The sequence below is a fragment of the Rothia nasimurium genome (assembly GCF_928382285.1).
GTDB classification, from domain to species: Bacteria; Actinomycetota; Actinomycetes; order Actinomycetales; family Micrococcaceae; genus Rothia; species Rothia nasimurium_E.
Map to the genome: position 1 here is coordinate 41,538 of NZ_CAKMSS010000004.1, position 25,057 is coordinate 66,594.

At 59.3% G+C, this 25,057-nt stretch carries 23 protein-coding genes, 3 tRNA genes and 2 rRNA genes; 22 read left to right on the plus strand and 6 right to left on the minus strand.

The genetic code is table 11. The features are described 5' to 3' along the window. Window positions 1-8: 8 nt before the first annotated feature. The 17 genes from dnaA (at window position 9) to L6758_RS05975 (ending at window position 15,688) form a co-directional block, all read left to right on the plus strand. Window positions 9-1,580 carry a chromosomal replication initiator protein DnaA gene (gene dnaA / locus L6758_RS05895; RefSeq protein ID WP_423817206.1) on the plus strand — a complete coding sequence of 524 codons (1,572 nt, stop codon included), beginning with the start codon at window positions 9-11 and terminating at the stop codon, window positions 1,578-1,580. 458 nt (window positions 1,581-2,038) lie between these two features. Further along, on the plus strand, window positions 2,039-3,166 hold the full coding sequence (dnaN, locus tag L6758_RS05900; RefSeq protein ID WP_237205120.1) for a DNA polymerase III subunit beta: 1,128 nt from the start codon (window positions 2,039-2,041) through the stop codon (window positions 3,164-3,166). A 36-nt stretch (window positions 3,167-3,202) separates the two neighbouring features. After that, entirely contained in the window at window positions 3,203-4,396 is a 1,194-nt protein-coding gene (gene recF, locus L6758_RS05905) for a DNA replication/repair protein RecF (RefSeq protein WP_237205230.1), read from the plus strand. An 18-nt stretch (window positions 4,397-4,414) separates the two neighbouring features. After that, window positions 4,415-5,008 carry a DUF721 domain-containing protein gene (locus L6758_RS05910; RefSeq protein ID WP_237198221.1) on the plus strand — a complete coding sequence of 198 codons (594 nt, stop codon included), beginning with the start codon at window positions 4,415-4,417 and terminating at the stop codon, window positions 5,006-5,008. A gap of 299 nt (window positions 5,009-5,307) precedes the next feature. Next, window positions 5,308-7,335, plus strand: a complete 2,028-nt coding sequence (gene gyrB / locus L6758_RS05915; protein ID WP_237205121.1) for a DNA topoisomerase (ATP-hydrolyzing) subunit B — start codon at window positions 5,308-5,310, stop codon at window positions 7,333-7,335. A 74-nt stretch (window positions 7,336-7,409) separates the two neighbouring features. Next, window positions 7,410-10,061, plus strand: a complete 2,652-nt coding sequence (gene gyrA / locus L6758_RS05920) for a DNA gyrase subunit A (RefSeq protein ID WP_237205122.1) — start codon at window positions 7,410-7,412, stop codon at window positions 10,059-10,061. Further along, entirely contained in the window at window positions 10,051-10,557 is a 507-nt protein-coding gene (locus L6758_RS05925) for a DUF3566 domain-containing protein (protein ID WP_237187036.1), read from the plus strand. The genes gyrA and L6758_RS05925 overlap by 11 nt, the downstream gene beginning before the upstream one ends. A gap of 163 nt (window positions 10,558-10,720) precedes the next feature. Beyond that, window positions 10,721-10,794: transfer RNA gene (locus tag L6758_RS05930), tRNA-Ile, on the plus strand. A gap of 23 nt (window positions 10,795-10,817) precedes the next feature. Beyond that, window positions 10,818-10,937 (plus strand): DLW-39 family protein, encoded by a 120-nt coding sequence (locus tag L6758_RS05935; protein WP_237205123.1) that lies wholly within the window; start codon window positions 10,818-10,820, stop codon window positions 10,935-10,937. A gap of 12 nt (window positions 10,938-10,949) precedes the next feature. Then, a tRNA-Ala gene (locus tag L6758_RS05940) sits at window positions 10,950-11,022 on the plus strand. A gap of 3 nt (window positions 11,023-11,025) precedes the next feature. Beyond that, a 5S ribosomal RNA gene (gene rrf / locus L6758_RS05945) occupies window positions 11,026-11,142 on the plus strand. Between the two features lie 213 nt (window positions 11,143-11,355). Beyond that, window positions 11,356-12,549, plus strand: coding sequence for an inorganic phosphate transporter (locus L6758_RS05950; RefSeq protein ID WP_237205124.1), 1,194 nt, complete (start codon window positions 11,356-11,358; stop codon window positions 12,547-12,549). Beyond that, window positions 12,550-12,837 carry a hypothetical protein gene (locus L6758_RS05955; protein WP_135011291.1) on the plus strand — a complete coding sequence of 96 codons (288 nt, stop codon included), beginning with the start codon at window positions 12,550-12,552 and terminating at the stop codon, window positions 12,835-12,837. It begins immediately after the preceding gene. A gap of 129 nt (window positions 12,838-12,966) precedes the next feature. Beyond that, the gene (locus tag L6758_RS05960; RefSeq protein WP_237205125.1) at window positions 12,967-13,701 is read left to right on the plus strand and encodes an AAA family ATPase; all 735 of its coding nucleotides are present in this window, start codon (window positions 12,967-12,969) and stop codon (window positions 13,699-13,701) included. A gap of 123 nt (window positions 13,702-13,824) precedes the next feature. Then, window positions 13,825-13,897, plus strand: a tRNA-Ala gene (locus L6758_RS05965). Window positions 13,898-13,900: 3 nt separating this feature from the next. Continuing rightward, window positions 13,901-14,017 (plus strand): 5S ribosomal RNA (gene rrf, locus L6758_RS05970). Between the two features lie 204 nt (window positions 14,018-14,221). Next, window positions 14,222-15,688, plus strand: coding sequence for a sodium/glutamate symporter (locus L6758_RS05975; RefSeq protein ID WP_237205126.1), 1,467 nt, complete (start codon window positions 14,222-14,224; stop codon window positions 15,686-15,688). A gap of 80 nt (window positions 15,689-15,768) precedes the next feature. Here L6758_RS05975 and L6758_RS05980 read toward each other — a convergent pair whose 3' ends face one another. Beyond that, a complete protein-coding gene (locus L6758_RS05980) occupies window positions 15,769-16,740 on the minus strand; it encodes an amidohydrolase family protein (RefSeq protein ID WP_237205127.1) in 972 nt (323 codons plus the stop codon). A gap of 215 nt (window positions 16,741-16,955) precedes the next feature. Between L6758_RS05980 and L6758_RS05985 the strand changes: the two genes are divergently transcribed. After that, the gene (locus tag L6758_RS05985; RefSeq protein ID WP_237205128.1) at window positions 16,956-17,942 is read left to right on the plus strand and encodes a hypothetical protein; all 987 of its coding nucleotides are present in this window, start codon (window positions 16,956-16,958) and stop codon (window positions 17,940-17,942) included. Window positions 17,943-18,046: 104 nt separating this feature from the next. Here L6758_RS05985 and L6758_RS05990 read toward each other — a convergent pair whose 3' ends face one another. Together L6758_RS05990 and L6758_RS05995 are read right to left on the minus strand one after the other, a co-directional pair. Beyond that, complete coding sequence (locus tag L6758_RS05990; RefSeq protein ID WP_237197752.1) at window positions 18,047-18,679, minus strand: hypothetical protein; 633 nt, start codon at window positions 18,677-18,679, stop codon at window positions 18,047-18,049. A 244-nt stretch (window positions 18,680-18,923) separates the two neighbouring features. Beyond that, window positions 18,924-19,532: a class I SAM-dependent methyltransferase gene (locus L6758_RS05995; protein ID WP_237205129.1), complete on the minus strand. Its 609-nt coding sequence runs from the start codon at window positions 19,530-19,532 to the stop codon at window positions 18,924-18,926. 187 nt (window positions 19,533-19,719) lie between these two features. On the opposite strand from L6758_RS05995, the gene L6758_RS06000 reads away from it, so the two are divergent. The 3 genes from L6758_RS06000 (at window position 19,720) to L6758_RS06010 (ending at window position 22,403) form a co-directional block, all read left to right on the plus strand. Continuing rightward, on the plus strand, window positions 19,720-20,910 hold the full coding sequence (locus tag L6758_RS06000; RefSeq protein ID WP_237205130.1) for an ATP-binding protein: 1,191 nt from the start codon (window positions 19,720-19,722) through the stop codon (window positions 20,908-20,910). Window positions 20,911-20,999: 89 nt separating this feature from the next. After that, complete coding sequence (locus tag L6758_RS06005; RefSeq protein ID WP_237197756.1) at window positions 21,000-21,524, plus strand: peptidylprolyl isomerase; 525 nt, start codon at window positions 21,000-21,002, stop codon at window positions 21,522-21,524. A 108-nt stretch (window positions 21,525-21,632) separates the two neighbouring features. Beyond that, on the plus strand, window positions 21,633-22,403 hold the full coding sequence (locus tag L6758_RS06010) for a rhomboid family intramembrane serine protease (RefSeq protein WP_237205131.1): 771 nt from the start codon (window positions 21,633-21,635) through the stop codon (window positions 22,401-22,403). A 249-nt stretch (window positions 22,404-22,652) separates the two neighbouring features. Here L6758_RS06010 and L6758_RS06015 read toward each other — a convergent pair whose 3' ends face one another. Together L6758_RS06015 and L6758_RS06020 are read right to left on the minus strand one after the other, a co-directional pair. Next, window positions 22,653-23,255 (minus strand): PepSY domain-containing protein, encoded by a 603-nt coding sequence (locus L6758_RS06015; RefSeq protein ID WP_237218613.1) that lies wholly within the window; start codon window positions 23,253-23,255, stop codon window positions 22,653-22,655. A 65-nt stretch (window positions 23,256-23,320) separates the two neighbouring features. Further along, window positions 23,321-23,605, minus strand: a complete 285-nt coding sequence (locus L6758_RS06020; RefSeq protein WP_237187048.1) for a glutaredoxin domain-containing protein — start codon at window positions 23,603-23,605, stop codon at window positions 23,321-23,323. A 48-nt stretch (window positions 23,606-23,653) separates the two neighbouring features. Here L6758_RS06020 and L6758_RS06025 point away from each other — a divergent pair, with 48 nt between their 5' ends. Further along, the gene (locus L6758_RS06025) at window positions 23,654-24,418 is read left to right on the plus strand and encodes an IS6-like element IS6100 family transposase (RefSeq protein WP_001389365.1); all 765 of its coding nucleotides are present in this window, start codon (window positions 23,654-23,656) and stop codon (window positions 24,416-24,418) included. 269 nt (window positions 24,419-24,687) lie between these two features. Here L6758_RS06025 and L6758_RS06030 read toward each other — a convergent pair whose 3' ends face one another. Next, window positions 24,688-24,918, minus strand: a complete 231-nt coding sequence (locus L6758_RS06030) for a CsbD family protein (RefSeq protein ID WP_237198233.1) — start codon at window positions 24,916-24,918, stop codon at window positions 24,688-24,690. Window positions 24,919-25,057 lie beyond the last annotated feature (139 nt).

The following is a 25,057-nucleotide window of genomic DNA, read 5'->3' on the forward strand; positions in this document are numbered from 1 at the left end:
GCGATTATATGGACCCGGAGCTTCAGAAGAAGTGGATGCACCTGGTAACCCTGTTGCGGGCAGATACCTCGGTGGCTCAGCGTCACCGCGCGCATATTGGCCTAGCTCAGCCTCACGCTTTTATGGGCAATGTGCTGCTGATTGCGGTGCCGAGCGAGTTTACCCGCGATATTTTTCAGCACGAGCTGAAGGAGACCCTGCAGGAGGCTATTACCGCGACCTTTGGCCAGGGGGTGACCGAGGCTTTCATTATTGATACCAGCCTCGAGAATTCTCCCGAGAAGGTGGCGCTGCCTGCAACTGAGCGTCCTGCTACTCCGTCTTTCCCTGCGCCCGCTGAGCGGGAGCAGGCTTCCCGTGCCGGTTTTGACGACGCTGCCCACCAGCGTCCGGACGCCGCCCCCGCCTTTGGGCAGGCACCGGCGGCTCCCGAGTTTACCCAGGTCAACCACGAGGTAGAGCCCCTTGAAGAGCCTGTTGAGGCGGGCGAGATGGTTGAGGCCCCCGCGGAACCGGGGGATGTAAAGACCTGGGACTCCACCGCGCGCCTGAACCCCAAGTACACCTTCGATAGCTTTGTGATTGGCCAGTCCAACCGTTTTGCCCACGCGGCTGCCTTCGCGGTGTCCGAAACCCCGGCGTCTGCCTACAACCCCCTCTTTATCTACGGCGGCTCGGGACTGGGTAAGACCCACCTGCTGCACGCCATCGGCCACTACGCCAAGAGTCTCTACCCCGGTTTGCGGGTGCGCTATGTGAACTCTGAGGAGTTCACCAACGACTTCATCAACTCCATTCGCGACAACAACGGTATTACCTTTAAGCAGATTTACCGCAATGTCGACATGCTCCTGATCGACGATATTCAGTTCCTGGCTGGGAAAGATAGTACCCAGGAAGAGTTCTTCCATACCTTCAATGCCCTGCACAACCACCAGAAGCAGGTGGTCATCACCTCTGACCTGCCGCCCAAGCAGCTGACCGGTTTTGCAGAGCGTATGCGCTCACGCTTTGAGTGGGGTTTGATTACCGATGTTCAGCCGCCGGAGCTCGAAACCCGTATCGCGATTCTGAGTAAGAAGGCCCAGAACGAGGGTCTTGATGTGCCCGATGACGTGATGGAATATATTGCCTCGCATATCTCCACCAACATTCGTGAGCTGGAGGGCGCGCTGATTCGTGTGACCGCTTTTGCCTCCTTGCAGGGGCAGCCGGTGGATATGCAGCTGGCGGAGCAGGTGCTCAAGGATCTGCTGCTAGACGACGGCGCCCAGGAGATTACGGCATCGCAGGTCTTGCAGGCGACGGCAGAGTACTTTGACGTGACGATTGATGATCTGCGGTCAAAGTCCCGTAGCCGCACTCTGGTGAACGCGCGTCAGATTGCCATGTATCTCTTGCGAGAGCTCACCGATATGTCGCTGCCCCGTATCGGGCAGGAGCTGGGCGACCGCGACCATACCACCGTGATGTACGCAGATCGCAAGATTCGTAACCTCATGGCGGAGCGTCGACCTATCTTTAACCAGGTCACAGAGCTTACCAACCGCATTAAGCAGGGGTCTCGCGACGCATCCTAACCCTAAAAGACCTAGTCACAGGGCTGTGGATAACTTTGAGGCTTAAGGGGTTTTAATGTGGATGTTAAGTGCATGAATATGCAAAGCCTGTGCAGTTCGATGATTGCATAAATATCCATCCACTATTCATTCACAGTGGAGACTGGTTTTCTGCACAGGTGCCCCACAAGCACTTGGTTGAGATTCCGGGCTCAAACGGGGTTTTCCACAGTTTTCACAAGGGTTATTAACACTACGATTCTTAAAGAAAAAACGTCAAATAACAAAAATCTGTGCTTGTGCTGCCGGGTGGGGTTGGGCTCTTGTAATTACAGATTTTTGTGAGGGCTCTTTGGTTCAGGGTCACGGCTTGTAATTACAGAAAAACAGCTTTAGTGCCAAGGTAGTCCGGTAGACTGGACACCTGAAGTGTGCCCGTTTAAGGGCTTCTCATGTTTAAAGCTTTGGAAGGTGCTCCAGTGAAATTTACTGTCGAACGCGATACTTTGGCCGAGGCCGTCAGCTGGACTGCCCGCTCCCTCTCCCCTCGTCCGCCTGTACCGGTACTCTCTGGCCTGCTCATCAAGGCAGCAGCCGGTGAAGTATCTATCGCCAGCTTCGACTACGAGACCTCAGCTAAGCTCAACATCGCAGCCGATATCGCTGAAGAAGGCGAAGCGTTGGTATCTGGCCGTCTGCTTGCCGATATCTGCCGTTCACTGCCCAAGTCTGACGTGCTCTTTGAACTGCGTGAGGGCAAGGTTCACCTCTCCTGCGGTTCTTCTAACTTCAACCTCTCGTCCATGCCTGTAGCTGACTACCCCGAGCTTCCTGCCCTCCCCGCAGTATCGGGTACCGTTGAGGGCTCTGAGTTCGCTAAGGCTGTTACCCAGGTGTCGGTAGCAGCATCCAAGGACGACACCCTGCCGATTCTGACCGGTGTGCGCATGGAAATCGAGGGTGACCAGATCACCCTGCTCGCAACCGACCGCTACCGTCTGGCCATGCGCGAGCTAACCTGGAACCCCGCAGATGCTTCTATCTCAACCGCTGCGCTGGTCAAGGCCAAGACCCTTTCTGAGGTCGCCAAGACCCTGGGTGGTGCAGGGGACCTGTCCATCGCCCTGTCAGATGCCCACGAGCTCATCGGCTTTGAATCTGACTCCCGCCGCACCACCAGCCTGTTGGTTGACGGCGAATACCCCAAGATTCGCTCCCTCTTCCCCGAAGTCACCCCCGTACACGCGATCGTCCGCACTTCAGACCTGATGGAAGCCGTCCGCCGTGTCTCCCTGGTCGCTGAGCGCAACACCCCCGTCCGCTTGGCCTTCAGCCAGGGCCAGGTCACCCTGGACGCCGGCACCGGTGAGGACGCCCAGGCAACCGAGGTGCTGCAGGCCCACCTGCACGGCGACGACATCACCGTAGCCTTCAACCCCAGCTACCTCTCCGAAGGTCTGCACACCTTCGCAGCCAACAAGTTCGTGCGCTTCTCCTTCACCGACCCCCGCAAGCCCGTGGTGCTCTCGGAACAGGACGACTGGCAGGCTGAGGACGAGAAAAACTACCGCTACCTGCTCATGCCTATCCGCCTGCAGAACCAGTAAAGCCGCAGGTCAAACCGCTATCTCAAGGAGGGCGCGCTGTACATCGACCACCTTTCGTTGATGGACTACCGCACCTACCAGCTCCTGACTCTTCCCCTCACCCCCGGCGTCACCGTCTTTCTCGGGTCAAACGGGGTGGGCAAAACCAATATCGTTGAAGCCATCGACTACACCGCGCAGCTGGCTTCTCACCGGGTTAGTCAGGACGCCCCGCTGGTACGTGTGGGCGCTGACCGCGCCTACATCCGCACCCGCACGGTCCGCGGCAACCAGCAGACCGTCCTTGAGTTTGAACTAGCCCCCGGCAAAAGCAACCGGGTGCGCATCAACCGGGCGGCGCCCGTCCGCGCCCGTGAGGCCCTAGGCGTGACCCGTACCGTGCTCTTCTCCCCCGAAGACCTTCAGCTGGTCAAGGGGGATCCCGCCGGGCGACGCCGTTTTCTCGACGATTTGGCTGTCTCCCTGCGTCCCTCGGTCGCCGGCTACCGGGCCGACTATGAGCGGGTTTTGCGCCAGCGCAACTCCCTGCTCAAGTCCATGCGCTCGCGGCGCAGTAACGGGCAGGAGGACGCCTATACCCTGGAGATCTGGAACAAGCAACTAGCGGACGCCGGTGCCCACCTTCTGCAGGCCCGGCTGCGCACCCTGGCCCTGCTTCTGCCACAACTGCAGAGGGCCTATAGAGAGCTCACGGACGGCTCCAAGAGCGTCAGCCTGGTCTATGACTCCACCGTTTTCCCGCCGATTTCTTCCGCCGTTCTTCCGAGCGCTGCCCTGATGGGCGTAGACGATCTGCGAGAGGCCATGCTGCGCGGCTTTGCCGATAAGCAGCGGGAGGAGCTGGAGCGGGGCGTCACCCTGGTGGGTCCCCACCGAGATGACCTGGCTCTGGAGCTGGGCGGTATTCCGGTCAAGGGCTTTGCCTCCCACGGTGAAAGCTGGTCTTACGCCCTGGCTCTGAAGCTAGCCTCCTGGTATGTGCATCTGGCAGATAATGACGCCCCCGGGGCTTCGCCGATTCTGATTCTCGACGATGTCTTTGCTGAGCTTGATACTGCCCGGCGTCATAAGCTGGGTGCTATTGTGGCCGGTGCTGAGCAGGTGCTGGTGACCTGTGCTGTAGCAAGTGATATCCCAGAAGAACTGGGAGAGATTACCCTGGTAAGAGTCGAGCCCGGTAGTGCCCGAGTGGAAAGCTCCCCACTAGTTAATATTCCAAATAAGGAATAATTGGGCAGCGGGGTAAATATGGTTGATTCAGAATATGATGTAGAAGCAGTGGATGCTCCCCATGCCCTGCTCAGCCGCATACGAGCTGCGAAAGAAGCCCGCGGTGAACACCGCGTGCAGGGTGCAGCCGGGCGAAAAATCATCAAAGACTTCGGGCGGGTGATGAATGCTGAACCCGGCACTAAAGTCCGCCGCTATACCTCAACAGAAGCAAGTGGCCAGCTGGGTGGCTACACCGGGGCTGGTCCCAGTGCTCGAGACCCCCAGAGCCTGGGCGGCCTGCTCGATCGCGTCATTATGGAAAGAGGCTGGACTACTCCCCTAGCTGTTTCATCGGTCATGGCCCGCTGGGATAAACTGGTCGGCCCCCAGATTGCCTCGAAAGCCGCCCCCGAAAGTTTTGAAGACGGAGTCATGACCGTGCGCTGTGAATCCACTGCCTGGGCCGTGCAGATTCGCCAGATGAAGTACGACATTATGCGCCGCTTCAACGGGGAGCTGGGTGATGATGTCGTCAAGGACGTACGGGCCTTTGGCCCAGCGGCTCCCTCCTGGAAAAAAGGGCGACGGGTTGCCCCCGGCGGGCGCGGCCCCCGCGACACCTACGGGTAGAAAACCCAAGAGCGCAAATTACAAAAATCGTTTCTGCGCCCCTGACCCCCTGACCCTGTGAGAACCCACAGCATCGGGGTTCCGGACGCTCTAGTAGCGAGCTAGGGCTCTTCTGGCCCTAAGTACCCCTCTAAAACATCACAAAACAGGTTCAAAAATGGCCCTGTGCGGTAGAATTGAGAGCAGAATACGCGCGCCTGCCCGCCCGTACAGCAGCCCCACCCCGCCGCCTTGAGCGCGGGCGTCCGCGCTGAACGGCCGCCGGTGCGAGACCGACCATGCAAGGAGCCTAACTACCTGTGGCAACTGAAGAAACCTCCCACGAATACGGCGCCGCCGACATCACGGTCCTCGAAGGCCTTGAAGCCGTGCGCAAGCGCCCCGGTATGTACATCGGTTCAACCGGCGAACGCGGCCTGCACCACCTGGTCTACGAAGTCGTTGATAACTCCGTCGATGAGGCCCTGGCAGGGTACGCCGACCTGATTGAGGTCGTCATTCAGAAGGACGGCGCAGTACGAGTTGCCGACAACGGGCGAGGCATTCCCGTCGATGAGCACCCCACCGAAAAGAAGCCCACCGTCGAGGTCGTCATGACCATCCTGCACGCCGGTGGTAAGTTCGGCGGCGGCGGCTACGCGGTCTCCGGCGGTCTGCACGGCGTGGGTATCTCCGTTGTTAACGCGCTCTCAACTAAGGTTGAGACCGAGGTGCGCCGCCAGGGTTACAAGTGGCACATCAGCTACGCCAACGGTGGCCACACCGTCAAGCCCCTCACCCGCGGGGATGCCACCGACGAAACCGGCACCACCCAGACCTTCTACCCCGACCCCGACATCTTCGAAACCGTCGAATTCGATTTCGAGACCCTGCGCGCCCGTTTCCAGCAGATGGCCTTCCTGAACAAGGGCTTGACCATCCAGCTCACCGACGAACGCGAGCTGCACGAGGGGGATGAAGTCACCGGCGAAGAGAAGCCCGAGAAGCTGCCCCTCAACCAGGTGGGTGCCGACGCCAACGGCTACAAGACCGTCACCTACATGTACAAGGACGGCCTCTTCGACTACGTGAACTTCCTGAACACCTCCAAGAAGCTCACCACCGTGCACGATGACATCATCGCCTTCGAAAGCGAAGATACCGACCGCATGATGAGCCTGGAAGTAGCCATGCAGTGGACCACCGCCTACAAGGAATCGGTGCACACCTACGCCAACACCATCAACACCCACGAGGGTGGCACCCACGAAGAGGGCTTCCGTACCGCTCTGACCACCCTGATCAATCGCTTTGCCCGCGACAACAAGCTGCTGCGCGAGAAGGACGATAACCTCACCGGTGAGGACGTCCGCGAAGGTCTGACCGCCGTGGTCTCCGTCAAGATTTCCGAGCCCCAGTTTGAGGGCCAGACCAAGACCAAGCTGGGTAACTCCGAAGCCAAGGCTTTCGTTCAGCGTGAGACCATGGACCAGCTGGGCGACTGGCTGGAGCGTAACCCCGGTACCGGCAAGGAAATCGTCCGCCGCGCTATCACCGCAGCCCAGGCCCGCCTGGCAGCCCGCAAGGCCCGCGAAACCACCCGCCGCAAGGGCCTGCTCGAAACCGGCTCCATGCCCGGCAAGCTTAAGGACTGCTCATCCAAGGACCCCTCGATTTCCGAGATTTACCTGGTGGAGGGTGACTCCGCGGGCGGTTCGGCTGTGCGCGGCCGCAACCCCGAAACCCAGGCGATTCTGCCCCTGCGCGGTAAGGTGCTGAACGTGGAGCGCGCTCGCCTCGACCGCGCCCTGTCCAACGCTGAAATCCAGTCGCTGATTACCGCCTTCGGTACCGGTATCGGTGAGGACTTCGACATCGAGAAGGCCCGCTACCACAAGGTTGTCCTGATGGCGGACGCGGACGTGGACGGCCAGCACATCACCACCCTGCTGCTGACCCTGCTCTTCCGCTACATGCGTCCGCTTATCGAAGCCGGCTACGTCTACCTGGCCCAGCCCCCGCTCTACCGCATCAAGTGGTCCAACGCCCCGCACGACTACGTCTTCTCTGACGCTGAGCGCGACGCTGCCCTGGAAGCCGGCTACGCCAAGAACCAGCGCATCCCCAAGGACAACGGCATCCAGCGCTACAAGGGCCTGGGCGAGATGGACTACACCGAGCTCTGGGATACCACCATGGACCCCGAGCGCCGTACCCTGCTACAGGTCAAGATGGAAGACGCCGCAGCGGCTGACCAGATTTTCTCCGTGCTGATGGGTGAGGACGTCGAGGCCCGCCGAGAATTCATCCAGCAGAATGCAAAGGATATCCGCTTCCTTGATATCTAGGGCTTTTTAGTGTGAATTAAGCGCTATATAGCCAATACGGAATATAAAAATCAAGGACGAAAAACGAGGAACTTATGAGCGACGAGAACACCACCAGCTCACCCCAGCCCGTCGAGGGCGATATCGTTGCAACCGACGCAACCCCGGCACCTGCCGCCGGCAACGTTGAGGTTGTAGACCTGCGCTCCGAGATGGAGCGCTCCTACCTGGACTACGCTATGGCCGTCATTATCGGCCGTGCCCTGCCCGATGTGCGTGACGGACTCAAGCCCGTGCACCGCCGCGTCATCTACGCCATGTACGACGGCGGCTACCGCCCCGAGCGCTCCTTCAACAAGTGCGCCCGCGTGGTTGGTGAAGTCATGGGTCAGTACCACCCCCACGGCGACGTCGCTATCTACGACACCCTGGTGCGCCTGATTCAGGACTGGGTCATGCGCTACCCCCTGGCGCTCGGTCAGGGTAACTTCGGCTCCCCCGGTAACGACGGTGCAGCAGCTCCCCGTTACACCGAAACCAAGATGGCCCCCCTGGCCCTCGAAATGGTACGAGATATCACCGAGGACGCCGTCGACTTCCAGCCCAACTACGACGGCAAAAACCAGGAGCCGGTCGTCCTGCCCTCCCGCATCCCCAACCTGCTGGTCAACGGCTCATCGGGCATCGCGGTCGGTATGGCCACCAACATCCCGCCGCACAACCTGCGCGAGGTAGCCGACGGTGTGCAGTGGTTCCTGCAGAACCCCGAAGCCTCCAATGAAGAGCTGCTCGAAGCCCTCATTGCCCGCATCAAGGGCCCCGACTTCCCCACCGGTGCTACCATCCTGGGCCACAAGGGAATCGAGCAGGCCTACCGCACCGGCCGCGGCTCCATCACCATGCGCGCTGTGGTCAACGTCGAAGAAATCCAGGGCCGCACCTGCTTGGTCGTCACCGAACTGCCCTACCAGGCCAACCCCGATAACCTGGCCATCAAGATTGCCGAACTGGTCAAGGACGGCAAGATCACCGGCATCGCTGATCTGCGCGACGAAACCTCCGGCCGTACCGGCCAGCGCCTGGTCATCGTCCTCAAACGCGACGCCGTGCCCAAGGTTGTGCTGAACAACCTCTACAAGCACACCCAGCTGCAGGAAAACTTCTCAGCTAACATGCTGGCGATTGTGGACGGTGTACCCCGCACCCTCTCCCTGGATGCCTTCATCCGTCACTGGGTCAACCACCAGCTCGAAGTTATCGTGCGCCGCACCCGTTACCGTCTGCGTCAGGCCGAAGAAGAAGCGCATATCCTGCGCGGCCTGCTCAAGGCCCTCGATGCCCTCGATGAGGTCATCGCCCTGATTCGCCGCTCCCCCACTGCCGATGACGCCCGCACCGGCCTGATGGACTTCCTCGACATCGACGAGGCCCAGGCCCAGGCGATTCTGAACATGCAGCTGCGTCGCCTGGCCGCCCTGGAGCGCCAGAAGATTCAGGACCGTCACGACGAACTCATGCGCATGATCGACGAGTACAACGCGATTATTGCCTCTGAGGACCGCCAGCGCGCCATCATCTCTGAAGAGCTGGCCGAAATCGTCGCCCGCTTCGGCGATGAGCGCCGCACCAAGATCCTCATGGGCTACGACGGTGACATGTCCATGGAAGACCTCATCCCCGAGGAAGAAATGGTCGTCACCATCACCCGCGGCGGCTACGTCAAGCGCACCCGCAGCGACCAGTACCGCTCCCAGCACCGCGGTGGCAAGGGCATCAAGGGTGCCTCACTGCGCGGGGACGACGTGGTTCAGCACTTCTTCGTCACTTCCACTCACTCCTGGATTCTCTTCTTCACCAACCTGGGCCGCGTCTACCGCACCAAGGCCTACGAGCTCATGGAAGCCGGCCGCGACGCCAAGGGGCAGCATGTAGCTAACCTGCTGGCCTTCCAGCCCGATGAGACCATCGCCAAGGTTATGGAGCTCAAGTCCTACGAGGACGCCCCCTACCTGATTCTGGCCACCAAGAACGGTCTGGTGAAGAAAACCGCCCTGTCGGACTACGACACCAACCGTGCCGCCGGCGTCATCGCCATCAACCTTCGCGACGGCGACGAGCTGGTCTCAGCCCAGCTGGCCAGCGCCGAGGACGACCTGCTGCTGATCTCCCGCCAGGGCCAGTCCCTGCGCTTCACCGCCTCTGACGAGGCCCTGCGCCCCATGGGCCGCGCAACCTCCGGCGTGACCGGCATGAAGTTCCGCGACGGCGACGAACTGCTCTCAGCCAACGTCGTCACCGACGACTCCTTCGTCTTCGTGGTCACCGCTGGCGGCTACGCCAAGCGCACCCAGGTCGACCAGTACCGCGTACAGGGTCGAGGCGGTCTTGGCATCAAGGTCGCCAAGCTGGCAGAAGACCGCGGCGAGCTCGTCGGTGGCCTGATTGTGGGCGAAGAGGACGAGGTCATGGTCGTCATGCAGTCCGGCAAGGTCGTGCGTACCTCGGTCTCAGAAGTACCGGCCAAGGGCCGAGACACCATGGGCGTCATTTTCGCTAAGCCCGGCAAGAACGACGAGATCCTCGAAGTTGCCCGCAACTACGAGCGCAACATCGATGAGGCAGACGACACCGACGAAAACAGCGCCGAAAGCCCCGAAAAGCCGGCAGATGAAGTACCTTTAGAAAACAACACCACCCCGGCAGTAGCCGACACCGCAGACGCACTTGGAGGTAAGAGTGAGCACTAAAAGCACCGGAACCGCACCGCGGCCAGCGCCGCGAGCCGGCACCCCGCGCGCTGCCCAAGGTAAGGCACGCCCCCAGAGTGCGGCGTCCGCAGGTGCCCAGCGCAAGCCGCTGGTGCGCCCCGCCCCCCGCTCCAAGATTCGTCGCGCTCGCCTGGTCGTTGCCAAGGTAGATACCTTCTCGGTCGCCAAGCTCGTCTTCCTGCTCTCGGTCGCCATCGGTATCGCTACCGTGGTTGCAGCCGTCATTCTCTGGCTCGTCATGCAGGCCACCGGCGCCTTCCAGAGCCTCAACGACCTGCTGACCCTACTCGGTACCACCGGTGACGCCGTAGACATCTCCCAGTACCTCTCACTGGGGCAGGTGGCTCTCTACAGCACCATCATCTCCGTGGTGAACGTCGTGCTCTTCACCCTGCTCGGCACCCTGGCAGCCATGCTCTACAACGTGGCAGCCAAGCTGGTTGGCGGCGTGGGTGTGACCCTCACCGACGAATAAACACCGAGTAAAACTCTCATCTAGCCCCGTGGCACCCTGTTTTTTCAGGAAGCTACGGGGCTTTTTGAACCCCTGTGAGGTACTGTGTCTCAGAACACTCTATTTCGATTTGGCAAGGTGCTAAAACCTGTGTAAAGTTATATCTCGTTCTGATGAACACCAAGGGCGTATAGCTCAGACGGTTAGAGCGCTACACTGATAATGTAGAGGTCCCAGGTTCAATTCCTGGTACGCCCACTCACCTTGGTCGAAAGGTTGACATGAAGAAATTTATGGCAATCACGCTTGCTGCATTAGCAACAGCAATAGCGGCAAAGAAAGCTAAGGATTCTCAGGAGAATAAAAAAACTTGGGAAGAAGCTACAGATAAAATTTCATAGGTAGCACCCGATGGGGGCGTGGCGCAATTGGTAGCGCACCTGCTTTGCAAGCAGGGGGTTAGGGGTTCGAGTCCCCTCGCCTCCACTCTTCGGTGATTATAGCAAGAGGGAAACACCCGGTCCCATCCCGAACCCGGAAGTTAAGGCTCTTAGCGCCGATGGTACTGCACTGGCGACGGTGTGGGAGAGTAGGTCATCGCCGAATTAAATTTGGTAAGGAACCCCCAGTCGAAAGACTGGGGGTTCCTTTTTTCTATAAACACTAAAAAGTTATTCCGATAGTTCTCTGGGATAGGTATAGCGCTGTCGTCGGCAGAGTCGCAGGTGAGGCTCGGAGTTGCCTGCAATGACTAACAGCACAAGCGACTCTAGTCTGTTATAGCCTTGAAATAAGCAGAGAAGCATGAGAATAGAAACCGTGACTACAGAACTCATCATTCTGGTGATCGTAGTGCTCACCGCACTAGCCTTCGACTTCACCAACGGCTTCCACGACACCGCCAACGCCATGGCCTCTTCTATTGCCACCGGCGCCCTCAAGCCCAAGGCGGCTGTCGCTCTCTCAGCCGTCCTTAATCTCATCGGCGCATTCCTCTCCATTGAGGTAGCTAAGACCGTCGGCTCCGGCCTCATCGACCTTGAAACTGCCGGCGGCGGCCCCAGCCTCATGCTGATCGTCTTTACCGGCCTGGTAGGTGCAATCCTCTGGAACGTCTTCACCTGGCTGCTGGGCCTGCCCTCCAGCTCCTCTCACGCCCTATTCGGCGGCCTGATCGGCGCAACCCTGGCATCGCTGGGCACAAGCGGCGTGCTCTGGAACGGCGTGCTGATGAAGATCATCGTCCCCGCCCTGATGGCCCCGCTGATTGCGGGTGTGGTTGCCGGTGTCGGTGCCGCCCTTATCTACGGGATCACCAAGCCCGTCCCCGCCGAACAAAAGAAGAAGAACTTCCGCTTCGGTCAGGTCTCTGCCGCTTCCCTGATGTCCCTGGCACACGGTACCAACGATGCACAGAAGACCATGGGCGTTATCTTCCTGGCCCTGGTTGCTGCCGACGAAATCAACCCCGAAGCGGACATCCCCTTCTGGGTCCGCCTGGTCTGCGCCCTGGCTATCGCCCTGGGTACCTACCTGGGCGGCTGGCGCATCATCAAGACCATGGGTAAGGGTATCGTCGATATTGAAGGCCCCCAGGGCTTCGCAGCGGACGGCTCCTCGGCAGCTATCATCCTGACCTCCTCCCACTTCGGCATGGCCCTGTCCACCACTCACGTAGCAACCGGCTCCATCATCGGCTCCGGTGTCGGCCGTCGCGCCAAGGTGAGCTGGTCAACCGCCCGCCGTATGGTCATCGCCTGGATTATCACCCTGCCCGCCGCTGGCTCCGTCGGTGCCCTGACCTGGTTCGTGGGTAACGGCATCAACTCTATGACCGGTAGCGCCTGGATGGGCGAGGCAACCGTCTTCCTCATTCTGGTTGGCTTCTGCTTCTGGATGTGGGCCCACTCCCGCAAGAGCGCCGTCAGCCACATCGATATGCACTCGGGTGAGGCTGTCACCGCCCGTGAGGTGCACACCGAGTCGATTCCCACCGTGAAGGCTGGTTCCTAAATGTTGATTGTTGATATCTTCCACAAGATTTACCCCGTCTTCCTGGCCGGTCTGGGCTTTGGTGCTGGCCTGCCGATTCTCTACGCCCTGGGTGTGCGCCTGATGAGCGGCACCGCTGTAGAGACCCCTGAGGGCACTGTCTACACTGAGCCTGCCCCTGTGGCCCGCGCTGCCGCCTACGTGCTGTTTGCGGTGCTGGCTCTGGCTGTTGTGAGCGGTATTCTCTGGATCGCCAAGGACTTCATCTACGCCTACACCGGCTTCAACTTCCTGGGAGCTGCAGGCTAGGGTTCTGTTTATAGACGACGGGGGCTGGTGGTTTCATCTGAAACCACCGGCCCCTACTGGTTTTAAAGGGTGGACGAACGGGTTTTGGTTCCTTGTGCCCCCTCCTGCTAAGCCGGTAGGGTTCCTTGTATGGTGCTCAACGACCTTCCCCTGCGCAGTATCACCGCCCGTAGCGACTTCGAGCCGCCCACCGGTGTCCGCGCCCATACCTGGCCCTATAATCTTGCGGTCACCCGGGCGGCGCTCGCAGGGCTCACCTTTGGGCAACTCACCATCATTGTGGGAGAAAACGGGGCCGGTAAATCCTCCCTCGTGGAATCCATCGCAGAAGCCTACGGCCTGCCTCTCGGGGGCGGGGATAACCGGGTTGCCCGGCCTACCTATGAGCAAGCCTCCGCCTTCGGCGCTGACCTACAGGTTATACGCGGGGTCGCCGGACGCCGGGCAGGGCTCTTCCTGCGAGCTGAGGGAATGCTGGCTCATCTGGAACACATGGCCAGCTTCGGCTCAACACAGGCAGTCGATATTCTGCGCCTCTCCCATGGGGAGGGTACCCAGCGTTTACTTAAAGAATCCTTCGATGATTACGGCCTCTGGATCCTTGACGAACCCGAATCAGGCCTATCTTTCTCGGGGCAGCTTGAACTGTGCGCCCGCGTCCTTGCCTTTCTTGAGCGAGGCGGGCAAGTAGTGCTCTGCACCCACAGCCCGCTCCTTGCTGCGCTCGCTGCACGCCGCAATGAACTGGTGTGGGAAATAGGGGAGTGGGGGATCCAGAAACTGGCCTGGGCTGAGCTCGATATGACCACCCACTGGCGCAATATGCTCGATGACCCCGACATGTACCTGCACCACCTTGGATAAACCGGGGTGGAGGGTCTGTTTTTCAGGTTTTTATCTAAAATCTGTGGCGGATCTAACCGTGCATTTGGTAGAATTGGTTTGCGCGTGCAAAAAACCTGTAGTAAGGTAGAAGCATAACACCACGGGGGCGTGGCGCAATTGGTAGCGCACCTGCTTTGCAAGCAGGGGGTTAGGGGTTCGAGTCCCCTCGCCTCCACTCTTCGGTGATTATAGCAAGAGGGAAACACCCGGTCCCATCCCGAACCCGGAAGTTAAGGCTCTTAGCGCCGATGGTACTGCACTGGTGACGGTGTGGGAGAGTAGGTCATCGCCGAATTAAATTTGGTAAGGAACCCCCAGTCTTTCGACTGGGGGTTCCTTTTTTGTGTGTGCGGTTTTTGTGGGGTGCAAGCTCGCGTCCCCGTCATAAATAGCCAGATATAGCCCCGTATAGGTAAACTGGACACCTCAAAAGTAAGTAGTATTGCAATCTCTGTGATTGCAGGTGCAAGGACGCACCAGCGAGAACAAAGGCAAAACCATGTCACCACAAGCAGTTGGCTTCGCCCTCCTTATCCTCGGCGTAGCCCTTCTCATCGGCAAGATTATTCGAGTCAAAGTGGGCTGGGTACAAACCCTCTTTTTGCCCAGCTCCATCGTGGCGGGCGTCCTGCTACTCCTGCTCGGCCCGCAGGTTCTTGGCCGCTTCTCCGGCCCCTGGGGTGAAAACGGCCTCTTCACCGACGCCATGCTCACCACCTGGGGAGCCCTCCCCGGCCTGCTCATCAGCGTCATCTTCGCAACCATGTTCCTGGGGCAAGAGCTCCCCACGCCCAAGCGGGCCGTGCAGCTTGCCGGCCCCCAGCTCTCCCTGGGCGTGGCTCTAGGGTCGGGCCAGTACGTCGTGGGCCTGCTCCTTGCCGCCCTGGTACTCGTCCCCGTCTTTGCAGCCTCGCCCATGACCGGCGCCCTCATCGAAATCGCCTTCGAGGGCGGGCACGGCACCGCTGCCGGTATGCGCGGTGTCATGGAAGACCTGGGCTTCAGTGAAGGTGCCGACCTGGCAGTTGGCCTGGCAACCGTCGGTATCGTAGGCGGTATCGTCATCGGTATTGCCCTCATCAACTGGGGCGTGCGCACCGGCAAGACCGAAATTCTCAAGGGTGACGCCAAGATGTCGATTGCCGAGCAGAAAGGTCTCTTCCGCGAGGACGAGCACTACTCGGCCGGCACAATGACCTCCCGCCCGGCGTCCGTTGAACCGCTCTCCCTGCACATGGCGATTATGGCTCTGGCGGTGCTGGTGGGCTGGCTAATCTTGGAGGCCCTGCGTTGGATTGAGCAGCAGACCTACGCCTCTATCATGCTGGACGAGAACACCCCGCTTGAAATCTTCGCCTATGTGCCGCTCTTCCCCATGGCCCTGCTGGGCGGCGTCATCGTACAGATGGCAGCTAAGGCGGTAGGAGCTGCTTCTATCATCGACCACCAGATGATGCTGCGTATTCAGGGCTGGGCCCTGGACTTCCTCATCGTCGCCGCAATCGCCAACCTGTCCCTACAGGCTGTGGGCGAGAATCTTGCCGTCTTCGCCATACTGGCGGTGGCCGGTATCGGCTTCAACGTGGCTATCTTCCTCTGGCTGGCCCCGCGCCTGATCGGCCGCTACTGGTTCGAACGCGGCATCGGCGACTTTGGCCAGTCTATGGGCGTCACCGCCACCGGCCTGATCCTGATGCGCGTGGTTGACCCCAAGGGCGAATCCCCTGCCTTCGAAGCCTTCGGCTACAAGCAGCTGGTCTTCGAACCCTTCTTCGGCGGTGGCCTGGTGACCGCCCTGGCCGTCCCCGTCATTTATCTGACCGGGATCTGGCCCCTCTTCTTCGTCATGCTCGCCATCTTCATTATCTCCATCGCGGTGGGACTCATCTTCCTGCGCCCCAAGGAGATGAAGGACCGCGAGCGCCACACCCAGCAGATGCAGCAGGTTAAGGCTAAGGACGCTTAAGCGCGGCAGGACGCGCGGGTGTGACCGGGTGCCCCCGCCGTCTGTCCCCGCTGGGGTAGGCGGCGGTGGGGCGGCGTCTTTTAGGAGAAGAACTTTTGGGCGTTGGTGGTGAGGACGGCATCAGTGTCTTCGGGGGAGAGGGCTATGGCTTGGTCTCCCAGGCGTAGGTTAGCGCCTTGCACGTATTCCACCGCGCGAGTGTACTGGGCGTCCTGAAAGTAGGGGTAGTCAGAGCCCATCATCAGCTGGCTCACTCCGTAGGCATCCGCTGCCAGTAGCAGGGATGGGCCGTGGAAGTTCGCGGTATCAAACCACATGCTGCGCAGCGTCTGTGCAGGGGAATGGTTGAAAGCATCCCAGTCGGTATAGTTATCTTCGATGCGCTGAGCCAAGAAGGGCAGGTCGCCCGCTAGGTGGGCGATGTGGAAACGAATCTTTGGGAAGCGGGCCGGGATATCTGCTTTGAGTAGGTGGAGCACCGCCACGGCGTCCTCAACCGGTGCTCCGTTGACCCAGACCAGGTCGTGCTCGGTGAGGAGCTCAGAGCCGACCCCGCCGCCGGTAGCGTGAACGTAGACCCTGGCACCCAGCTCATTGAGGCGTTCGTACAGCGGTGTTAGCGACTCGTCCGCGATTGAAAGTGACCCCTGAATGACGGTGGGAAGGCCCACTCCGATAAAGCCCTCGCGGTCAAAGTATTCATCGAGGACGATCAGTGACTCGGCTACGTGGGGGACAGGCAGCGCCAGGTAGGAACGGAACCTGCCCGGGTAGCTCTGCATGGTTTTTTCGTAGATGTCATTGACCAGGCGGGCTGCCGCCAGCGCGTCCTTAGCATCAGGGAGCATGGGCACCTGCGGGGTCACTGAGAGGATCTGTTCGGTGACCCCAGCCTCGTCCATCTGCTTCAGACGGGCAGCCATTTCTTCAGGCTCATCACTGGCCCGCATGTTCCGGGCAATCTGAGTGGTGGCGGGGTCTGCCCCGTGTGCCTCTAGAAAATCGAGGTAGCGGGCCGGGTAGAGGTGGGCGTGGGTATCAATGGTGTTCATATCATCCTTCTTGAGAGGTGTCTTACCTTTCAGTTTCTGACTCTACACCTCGTCCCGACGGCTCACTAAGGCTCTGCTAGGCTGAAACCACCATGACCCACCCGTACCCAGAACAGCCTGATAACGCCCCACCTGGGGGAAATGCGTCCGTTCAGACACCGCCTGGGCAAACCGTGCCAGCTCCGCCTGCGCCGGCTGAAGCCGCGCCCGCCAGCGTGCCTCCCCAGACGCCTGCTGCCGCCCCCGGCGTTGAGAATAAGTCCTACACCCGGCGTAATATTCTGATTCTGCTGGGTGTACTGGCCCTTCCCACGGTGCTAGTACTGGCGCTCGTGGCCTATTTCGCGGGATCCCGCAGCCACATGACGCTGGGAGGTGGGAGCATTTGGGATTCGTCGCTGCTGGCCGATGACGGCTCCTCAAACTCAGACGCCACCTGGCTCAGCGTTGCCAATACCGGCAGCATAGAGTCGGGGGCGCTCGCCGAGCACCTCGCCCAAGCGGTGCCGCAGCTCGGCGGCACCAGCGGAATCTTCCAGCGAGAATCCACCCACTCCACCTATATTCATCTGCCGAGCGGTGGCTCCATCAGCATCGACAGCCACGAGGAAATCCCCATCACCCTCTCAGCCGAGACCTGGCAGGAAATCCTCACGCGGGCGTCCGACGAGCGCATGGGGTCGGTGCGCATTTCCGCACGCGGGGCTGACGAATACGAAACCGAGGCTCCCTGGGTTGAGATCACATACTACCTCTACGGGGATAAGGGCTCAGACCAGCAGGCCCTCCTTGCAGATATGGCCAGCTGGGAGCCCCTGAACTGGCCAGACCTTGAGAGCGTCTCGTACGTGGAGGAAACCCAGATTGATACCGAGACGATACAGGTTTTCGTCTTCGGCCCGTTGAGCGAGACGCAGGTCTGGTCACACTCTGCTGCCCCAATTGCCCAGGCATTCGCGGCGTATACCGAAGGGCTAGAAGTCGTGAGCATCAACAAATACCGGGACTCCACCGACTACTTTGTGACCGCCCGCTTTGAGAGCTACACGGGAGATACGGACGCCGCCCGCCAGGCCATGGTCGAAGGCGTGCAGGGAACAGCGATTGGCAGCGCCTTTACCCTTGACCTGATGGACGCCACCACCTCGGCCTACTACTTCGAGGGCCGGTGGGACATCTACACATCAGAAACCTCAGAATAAGCCCCCTTACAGCAAAGGCCCCGGCCTCCCTGTGCGGGAGCCGGGGCCGGGCGTCCGCGCTCGCAATCAACGAGGGGCGGACGCGCGTGAGCAGCTAGTGAGGACTAGGCAGCGGGGGTCTTCCAGGGGTCCTCAACGGGGCGAGAAGCCTTGAAAGCGGCTGCACCAGCGACAGCGCCAGCAACCAGCAGACCAAAGACCAGCAGGCCCTTGTTGCCGCTCTTAGAAGCCTTCTTCTGCTCCTTGGCGTAACCCTTAGCGGCCTTAACAGCAGCCTTCTGAGCCTTCTTCAGCGCCTTCTTGTCGCCGGTGACCTTAGCAGCAACGGTCTCAACCTGGGTGGGGACCTCAGCGTCGGAGAGCTTATCTGCAACGGTGGTGGCAACGTCAGCAGCCTTAACGCGGGCGGTTGCTACAGCGTTTTCAACGGCGGGGGTGACGTCGTCGATGGTGTGCTGAATCTTATCGGCCAGGGTGGACTGAACCTTCTCCAGCTTCTTGGAGCTGTCCTTAGCGGCAGCCTGGGTTGCCTTTGAGATGCTCTTACCCTGCTTCTCAGCAGCCTTCTGTAGGGCTGAAACCTTCTTGCCGGTGAGCTTCTCGGCGCGAGCGGCCTTCTTCTCGGCCAGGGCGGTCAGCTTGTCAGCCTTCTTGCCGGTGTTCTTAGCGGCCTTTGAGAAGAACTTCTCTGCCTGCTTCTGAGCTTTCTTAGCCTTGCTCTTCTTGCACAGTGCCATGGGTGTTTCCTCCATGTGTGGGGCTGCCCCTCACCTAACTCGTGAGTTCGAGTAGAGCGCGGTGGCAAGCGACTTACATTTAGTATCAGCTTACTTTCTAAAACCTTAAAAGTGTTTTGCGGCGGCACAAAAACCCTCGTGTTTCTCTGCCCGCTAAAGTTAAGGGCTCCTGAAGGGTGGGCGGACGCCGGTGCGCACCTGCGCGAATGCGACGTGAATTCCCGAGCGGGCTTCGTCTTTAGGGCTAACGTTGTGCGATAAGAGTAAAGATATGCCAAAACTTCTCACCAGTGAAAGTTTTTCCATGGTGGGCTTTTTCATCGAAATGCAACACGGTGAAATCTTCTAATGAGTCCTCAACCCAGCTACGCTCTACCGTGGAGATAAGCGGTTGTTCGGCCCACGAATCACGCGGACCAAGAAGGTCGACTGCGAGGATACCGCCGGGAGCTACAGCATTGAGTATGCGTGACCACGCAGCAGGAAAATGCTCTGGTGGGCAAAAGGGAAGTGCGAAACCGGAGTAAATGAAATCAAAGCTGTGCTTATCAAAGACAAAATCTTGGGCAGTTGCTACAGAATGCGACCAGCGTTTTAGATAGTCGGGGTCTGCCTGCATGATGGTGCTCTGAATGAGGTTCTCACTGTGCGCGTCAGGCTCTACAGAATGAACCTCAAATCCGTGAGAGAGAAGTTTGGCAGTTTCTACTCCTGCGCCAGCACCCAGATCTAGAGCCCTACCCTTGCCTGGTGAATGGCAGTAGCTCAGCGCCTGTATAAGGAGAGGGCGGACAGGACGGCCTGCTTGCGCCTGATTGTACTTAGTCCAATGGTTTTCGTCGGAGGAAAGCATGTTTTGATAGTAGCCAGCGGAAATGTGGCATACAAGATATTACGTGAGCTGAATGTGGGATAAGTGCTGTTTTGCGGCCGATCTAGCTAGAAGGCTATGGCTGTAGGGCTACCCTGTTCTAAATCTTTCTAAGGCGTTCTAAAATATTTTTTAGAACGCCTTAGAAAGATTTAGAAAGCAGCGAACGATGAATCAAGACCTCAATCCCTTCACCCCCGGAGCAGGGCTCACACCGCCTGAGCTCACAGGTCGAGACCAAGAAATCATTGACTTCGACAGGCTCGTAGCCCGCAGCAAAATGCGCCTGACCGATAGAGGGCTTATGCTCTACGGTTTACGCGGAGTCGGTAAAACCGTCCTGCTTCGCAGACTAGAAACCCATGCAGAACGCTCCGGCTGGCTCACCCTCAGACTCGAAGGGAGCCTTACTTCCTCTGCCCAAAAACAGCTTCGTATCAAACTCGCACGAGATCTTGCCCAGCAGACCAGGGTAGTCACCCAAGGGCACACTGGAAATGCAATACAGCGAGCAATCGCCTCTATTGCCGAACTATCACTGACGCTGGGCTTTGCCCAAGCCCGCCTAGTGCTCAAACCTAAGACTGACGAACCTGCCTTCACCACCGGCGTCCTCGACATAGACTTCCCCGAAGCAATCTTGAACCTGGCAGAAGCCCTCAAAGAACTTCCCCAGCCTAAAGCTATCGGTTTTTTCATTGACGAAATCCAAGACCTCGACAGCGAACTGCTCGATATGCTCCTGACAACCCAGCATGAGGCGGGACAACGGGAACTACCTTTTTACATCATCGGGGCGGGTCTACCCTCAGTGCCCACCCGTCTAGGGGAAATCAAAACCTACGCTGAACGCCTCTTCAGCTACCGCGAAATAGGTGCTCTTACCCCGGATGCGACCCGGCGGGCTTTCATCGAACCTATCCGCAGGCCCGGCGGTCACATCGTAGCAAGCGCCCTCGAAAAAGCAACCGTAGCCTCGCAGGGCTACCCCTACTTCATTCAGCAGTACGGGCAGGCTATCTGGAACTCTGCCGCCCAACAGACCATCACCGACGACGATGTGCTTGCTGGCCTTGCCGTAGGGCGAAGCGAACTAGATAGCGGTTTTTACCTCACCCGCTGGCAGCGGACTACCGATGCAGAACAGGACTACCTGGTTTCTATGGCCCGCGTGATGAAAGGTCAGGCCGCCCGCACCGGAGAAATCGCAGAGACCCTGGGTAAGACAGCTAACGGAACCAGCGTGGTGCGTAAATCCCTCATCGAAAAAGGGCTGGTGTACTCGCCGGGTGTAGGCCAGCTGGCCTTTACAGTGCCGGGAATGCAGGACTTCGTGCTGAGACAGGCGGGGCAGGTATAGGCCGCCCGCCTGCGTCCGCCCCTTTCACTCACCGCAAAAGCTCAGGTCATATCTAGCGGCTGCCCACCTGCCCGTGCGAGAATAGGGGCATGACTGCAACTGCAAAAGCAACTATTCACACCAACCACGGTGACATCGTCGTTAACCTCTTCGGTAACCACGCACCGCTGACCGTCAAGAACTTCATCGGCCTGTCCGATGGCACTCAGGAATGGCGCCACCCCCGCACCGGCGAAGTACAGGAAGGCCCCCTCTACAAGGACGTCATCTTCCACCGCATCATCCGCGACTTCATGATCCAGGGTGGCGACCCCCTCGGTCAGGGTATCGGCGGCCCCGGCTACCAGTTCAAGGACGAAATCCACCCCGAACTGAGCTTCAACAAGCCCTACCTGCTGGCCATGGCTAACGCAGGCCCCGGCACCAACGGCTCCCAGTTCTTCATCACCACCGTTGAGACCCCCTGGCTCAACGGCCGCCACACCATCTTCGGTGAGGTTGTAGACGAGGACTCCAAGAAGGTCGTTGACGCCATTGAAGGTGTAGCAACCGGCGCTATGGACCGCCCCGTCGAGGACGTCGTCATCTCATCCATCGACATTGAGCAGCTCTAAGCTTTAGAAGCTACTGAGGTAAAGGCCCGCCCGCCCTGGGTGGGCCTTTACTCTACCCCCAGAAAAATTTTCGTGAGCGGCTGACGCCGCAGGTGAAAGGACGAGCCCGTGAGCGAGCAGGTCGGTAGGTACGGCTATTCCAGTGATGAGACTCCGGTATGCCCCCGCCACCCTGATCAGGTGACCTATGTGCGGTGCGGACGCTGCGGGCGGCTAGCCTGCGGGCAGTGCCAGGTGCCGCTTGAGGTGGGCATGATGTGCGTGGACTGCCTGGCAGAAGCGCAACGCTCGGCACCGCGTATCCGTTACGCTAAGGCCCGCCCCACTATTACATATGCTCTTATCGGTATAAATAGTGTGGTGTGGATTTTGCAGTTCTTCTTCGCTAGCATCACCACTTTCGGTATCTATAACCCCCTCTACGTGGAATACACGGGTCAGTGGTACCGTCTGCTGACCTCTGGGTTCTTGCACTCGCCCAGCAACGTCACCCACCTGCTCCTTAATATGTTCACCCTCTACCTCTTTGGGCAGGCCCTAGAGCCGCTCATGGGAAAGTGGAAGTTCCTTGCCACCTACCTGTTCTCAATTATTGGTGGCTCCGTGGCAGTGCACCTGCTGGCATCTGTTCTGGGCGGCATGGACGTGAGTACCCTGGGGGCTTCCGGCGGTGTCTTTGGTCTCTTCGGGGCTTTCTTTGCACTGTCTCGGGCGCGCCAGCAGAGCACCAGCGGCATCGTAATTCTGGTGGCCATCAACTTTGCTTTCGGCTTCCTCATGCCGGGTATCTCCTGGGAAGCCCACCTCGGCGGCCTAGTAACCGGTGCTCTGGTTGCTGCTGTTCTTGACCGGCTACCGAGCCGCCCGCGTAGGCCGTAAAAACAGAATAAAATTTGTGGGGGCCAACAATCCGGGGGGGCCCCCACTCTTTGTCCACAGGATTTATCCACAGCTGTTAATAACTACAGGGGTGTAATTCCACAGATGTTAAAAACCTGTGTACAGCACCAAAAAGCTTTAACTACCGCCTGTAATTACACCGGTGTAAGAGATTTCCCCAGTTTTATCCCCACCTGTGGATAACTTTCATCCGCAGGGTGTAGAAAACCTGTAATTTCAAAAAGGTGACTATTCAGCAGGCAATACTTCGCCCGTGAGGGCATCAATCTTGACCGAACCCACGTCGTTGCCGCCGGCGTCCTCAAAATCAACCTCCCACACCAGGGCGCCATTCTGATCGTCAAGATCAAGGTCGGTCGCAACCTGCCCGCCACGACCCTCAGCAGCGGTACGGACGGCGTCCGCAGCTAGAACCTGGGCCGCAGCCGCACGCGCTACATCATCAGCATCGTCGCTGGTCTCTTCATCGGCTATAGAACCATCGGCGAAGACGGTGAACTCATGCTTGACCCCGTCCACCACTATGTCAAGATCAAAGCTGTCTTGGGTATCGTCTTCCTCATCCGCCTGCACCACGATGCCACCGGGGCGGGCAGCCAAACCCTGCTCAAGCGCAGTAAGCAGGGCTCCCGTTTCGGCAGGGCCCTCAAGGGTAGGGGAGGGGCTGGCAGATGTAGTTGCCTGGCTGCTTGTGGCAGATGCGCTGGTAGCAGCTGCACTGGTGGTTGCTGCAGAGGTTTGAGGGGCGCTGGTCTCGGCGCTCCCTGAACCACACGCTGCAAGTACCAGCGCCGCTACTGCCGCTGAAGAAGTGAAAACAGTCTTTTTCATAGAAAACATCATGCGCTCATTCTTTCAAGCCAACATGAAACCAGGATTAAACGAGGCTTAAACCGCTACTTGCCTGAAGCTTCAATCAGCTCAGCTACGGTCTGCGGGGCGCTTGCAGCTGAGGCAACAAAAGACTGCTCAGCGGTGCGGACGGTCGGCACCACGGCATTACCGTCATTGACGCTCTTAACGTAGGCCTCGGCGTCCGCGTCCTCCCAGATATTCACCCAGAGGGCTCGCTCACCCATCTCGCCCAGGCCGGCGTCCAGGCGCTGGCAGAAAGGGCACCCCGGGCGCCAATAGATTGCGACGCCACCCTCGGCGACAAAGGTTTCGGGGCTCTGTTGCAAAAATCGTGAAGCTTGAGCATGCTTGGCGGAGATTGGACGGACGGAACGATGACGGATTTCAAGTGGCGCCATTTCCAGGGTGATGTGATCCTGTGGGCGGTGCGCTGGTATTGTCGCTATCCGATCAGCTATCGCGACCTTGAGGAAATGCTGGCGGAACGCGGCATTTCGGTCGACCATACGACGATCTATCGCTGGGTCCAGTGCTACGCCCCGGAGATGGAGAAGCGGCTGCGCTGGTTCTGGCGGCGTGGCTTTGATCCGAGCTGGCGCCTGGATGAAACCTACGTCAAGGTGCGGGGCAAGTGGACCTACCTGTACCGGGCAGTCGACAAGCGGGGCGACACGATCGATTTCTACCTGTCGCCGACCCGCAGCGCCAAGGCAGCGAAGCGGTTCCTGGGCAAGGCCCTGCGAGGCCTGAAGCACTGGGAAAAGCCTGCCACGCTCAATACCGACAAAGCGCCGAGCTATGGTGCAGCGATCACCGAATTGAAGCGCGAAGGAAAGCTGGACCGGGAGACGGCCCACCGGCAGGTGAAGTATCTCAATAACGTGATCGAGGCCGATCACGGAAAGCTCAAGATACTGATCAAGCCGGTGCGCGGTTTCAAATCGATCCCCACGGCCTATGCCACGATCAAGGGATTCGAAGTCATGCGAGCCCTGCGCAAAGGACAGGCTCGCCCCTGGTGCCTGCAGCCCGGCATCAGGGGCGAGGTGCGCCTTGTGGAGAGAGCTTTTGGCATTGGGCCCTCGGCGCTGACGGAGGCCATGGGCATGCTCAACCACCATTTCGCAGCAGCCGCCTGATCGGCGCAGAGCGACAGCCTACCTCTGACTGCCGCCAATCTTTGCAACAGAGCCGGTTTCGGCGGCAGCGTGGGTGGAAGATGTGCTCGGCATGCAATGCTCCTTTTGTGAAAAATATGGCCTAGTGCCCGATATAACGCACTACGAGGGCAGATATTCCCGCTGCGGCTACTTGGGCGGGGCACTCACACCCTGGCCTAGATACAAGTATCGCCGGGCCCCACGATTATCGTGAGAACCCGGCGATGTAGTGCCTCAATGGGGTGAGACTAGTCCTTCTTCAGGGAATCCTTGATGCCGCTGATGGCGTCCTTAGCCTTATCGACACCGTCTGAGATGGTCTGCTTGGCTTCATCGACCTTGTCCTTAGCCTGGGCCTGAACCTGGTCGGCCTTGCCCTCAGATTCGAGGCGGTCGTCGCCGGTCAGCTTGCCGCCGGCTTCCTTGGCCTTGCCAGCCAGGTTGTCGAGGCCGTTTTCAATCTTGTCTTCTGCAGCCATGGTGGCTCCTTTCATCTCTCGCTTGTGCGAGCCTGGAATACAGGGATAGTTCGTAGGCTTCCCTTATTGATAAGTTTACGCACTAGCCCTAGAAAAGGGAACCCAGTAAGCTGAGAAAATTCTGATGACGAGCCCTGAA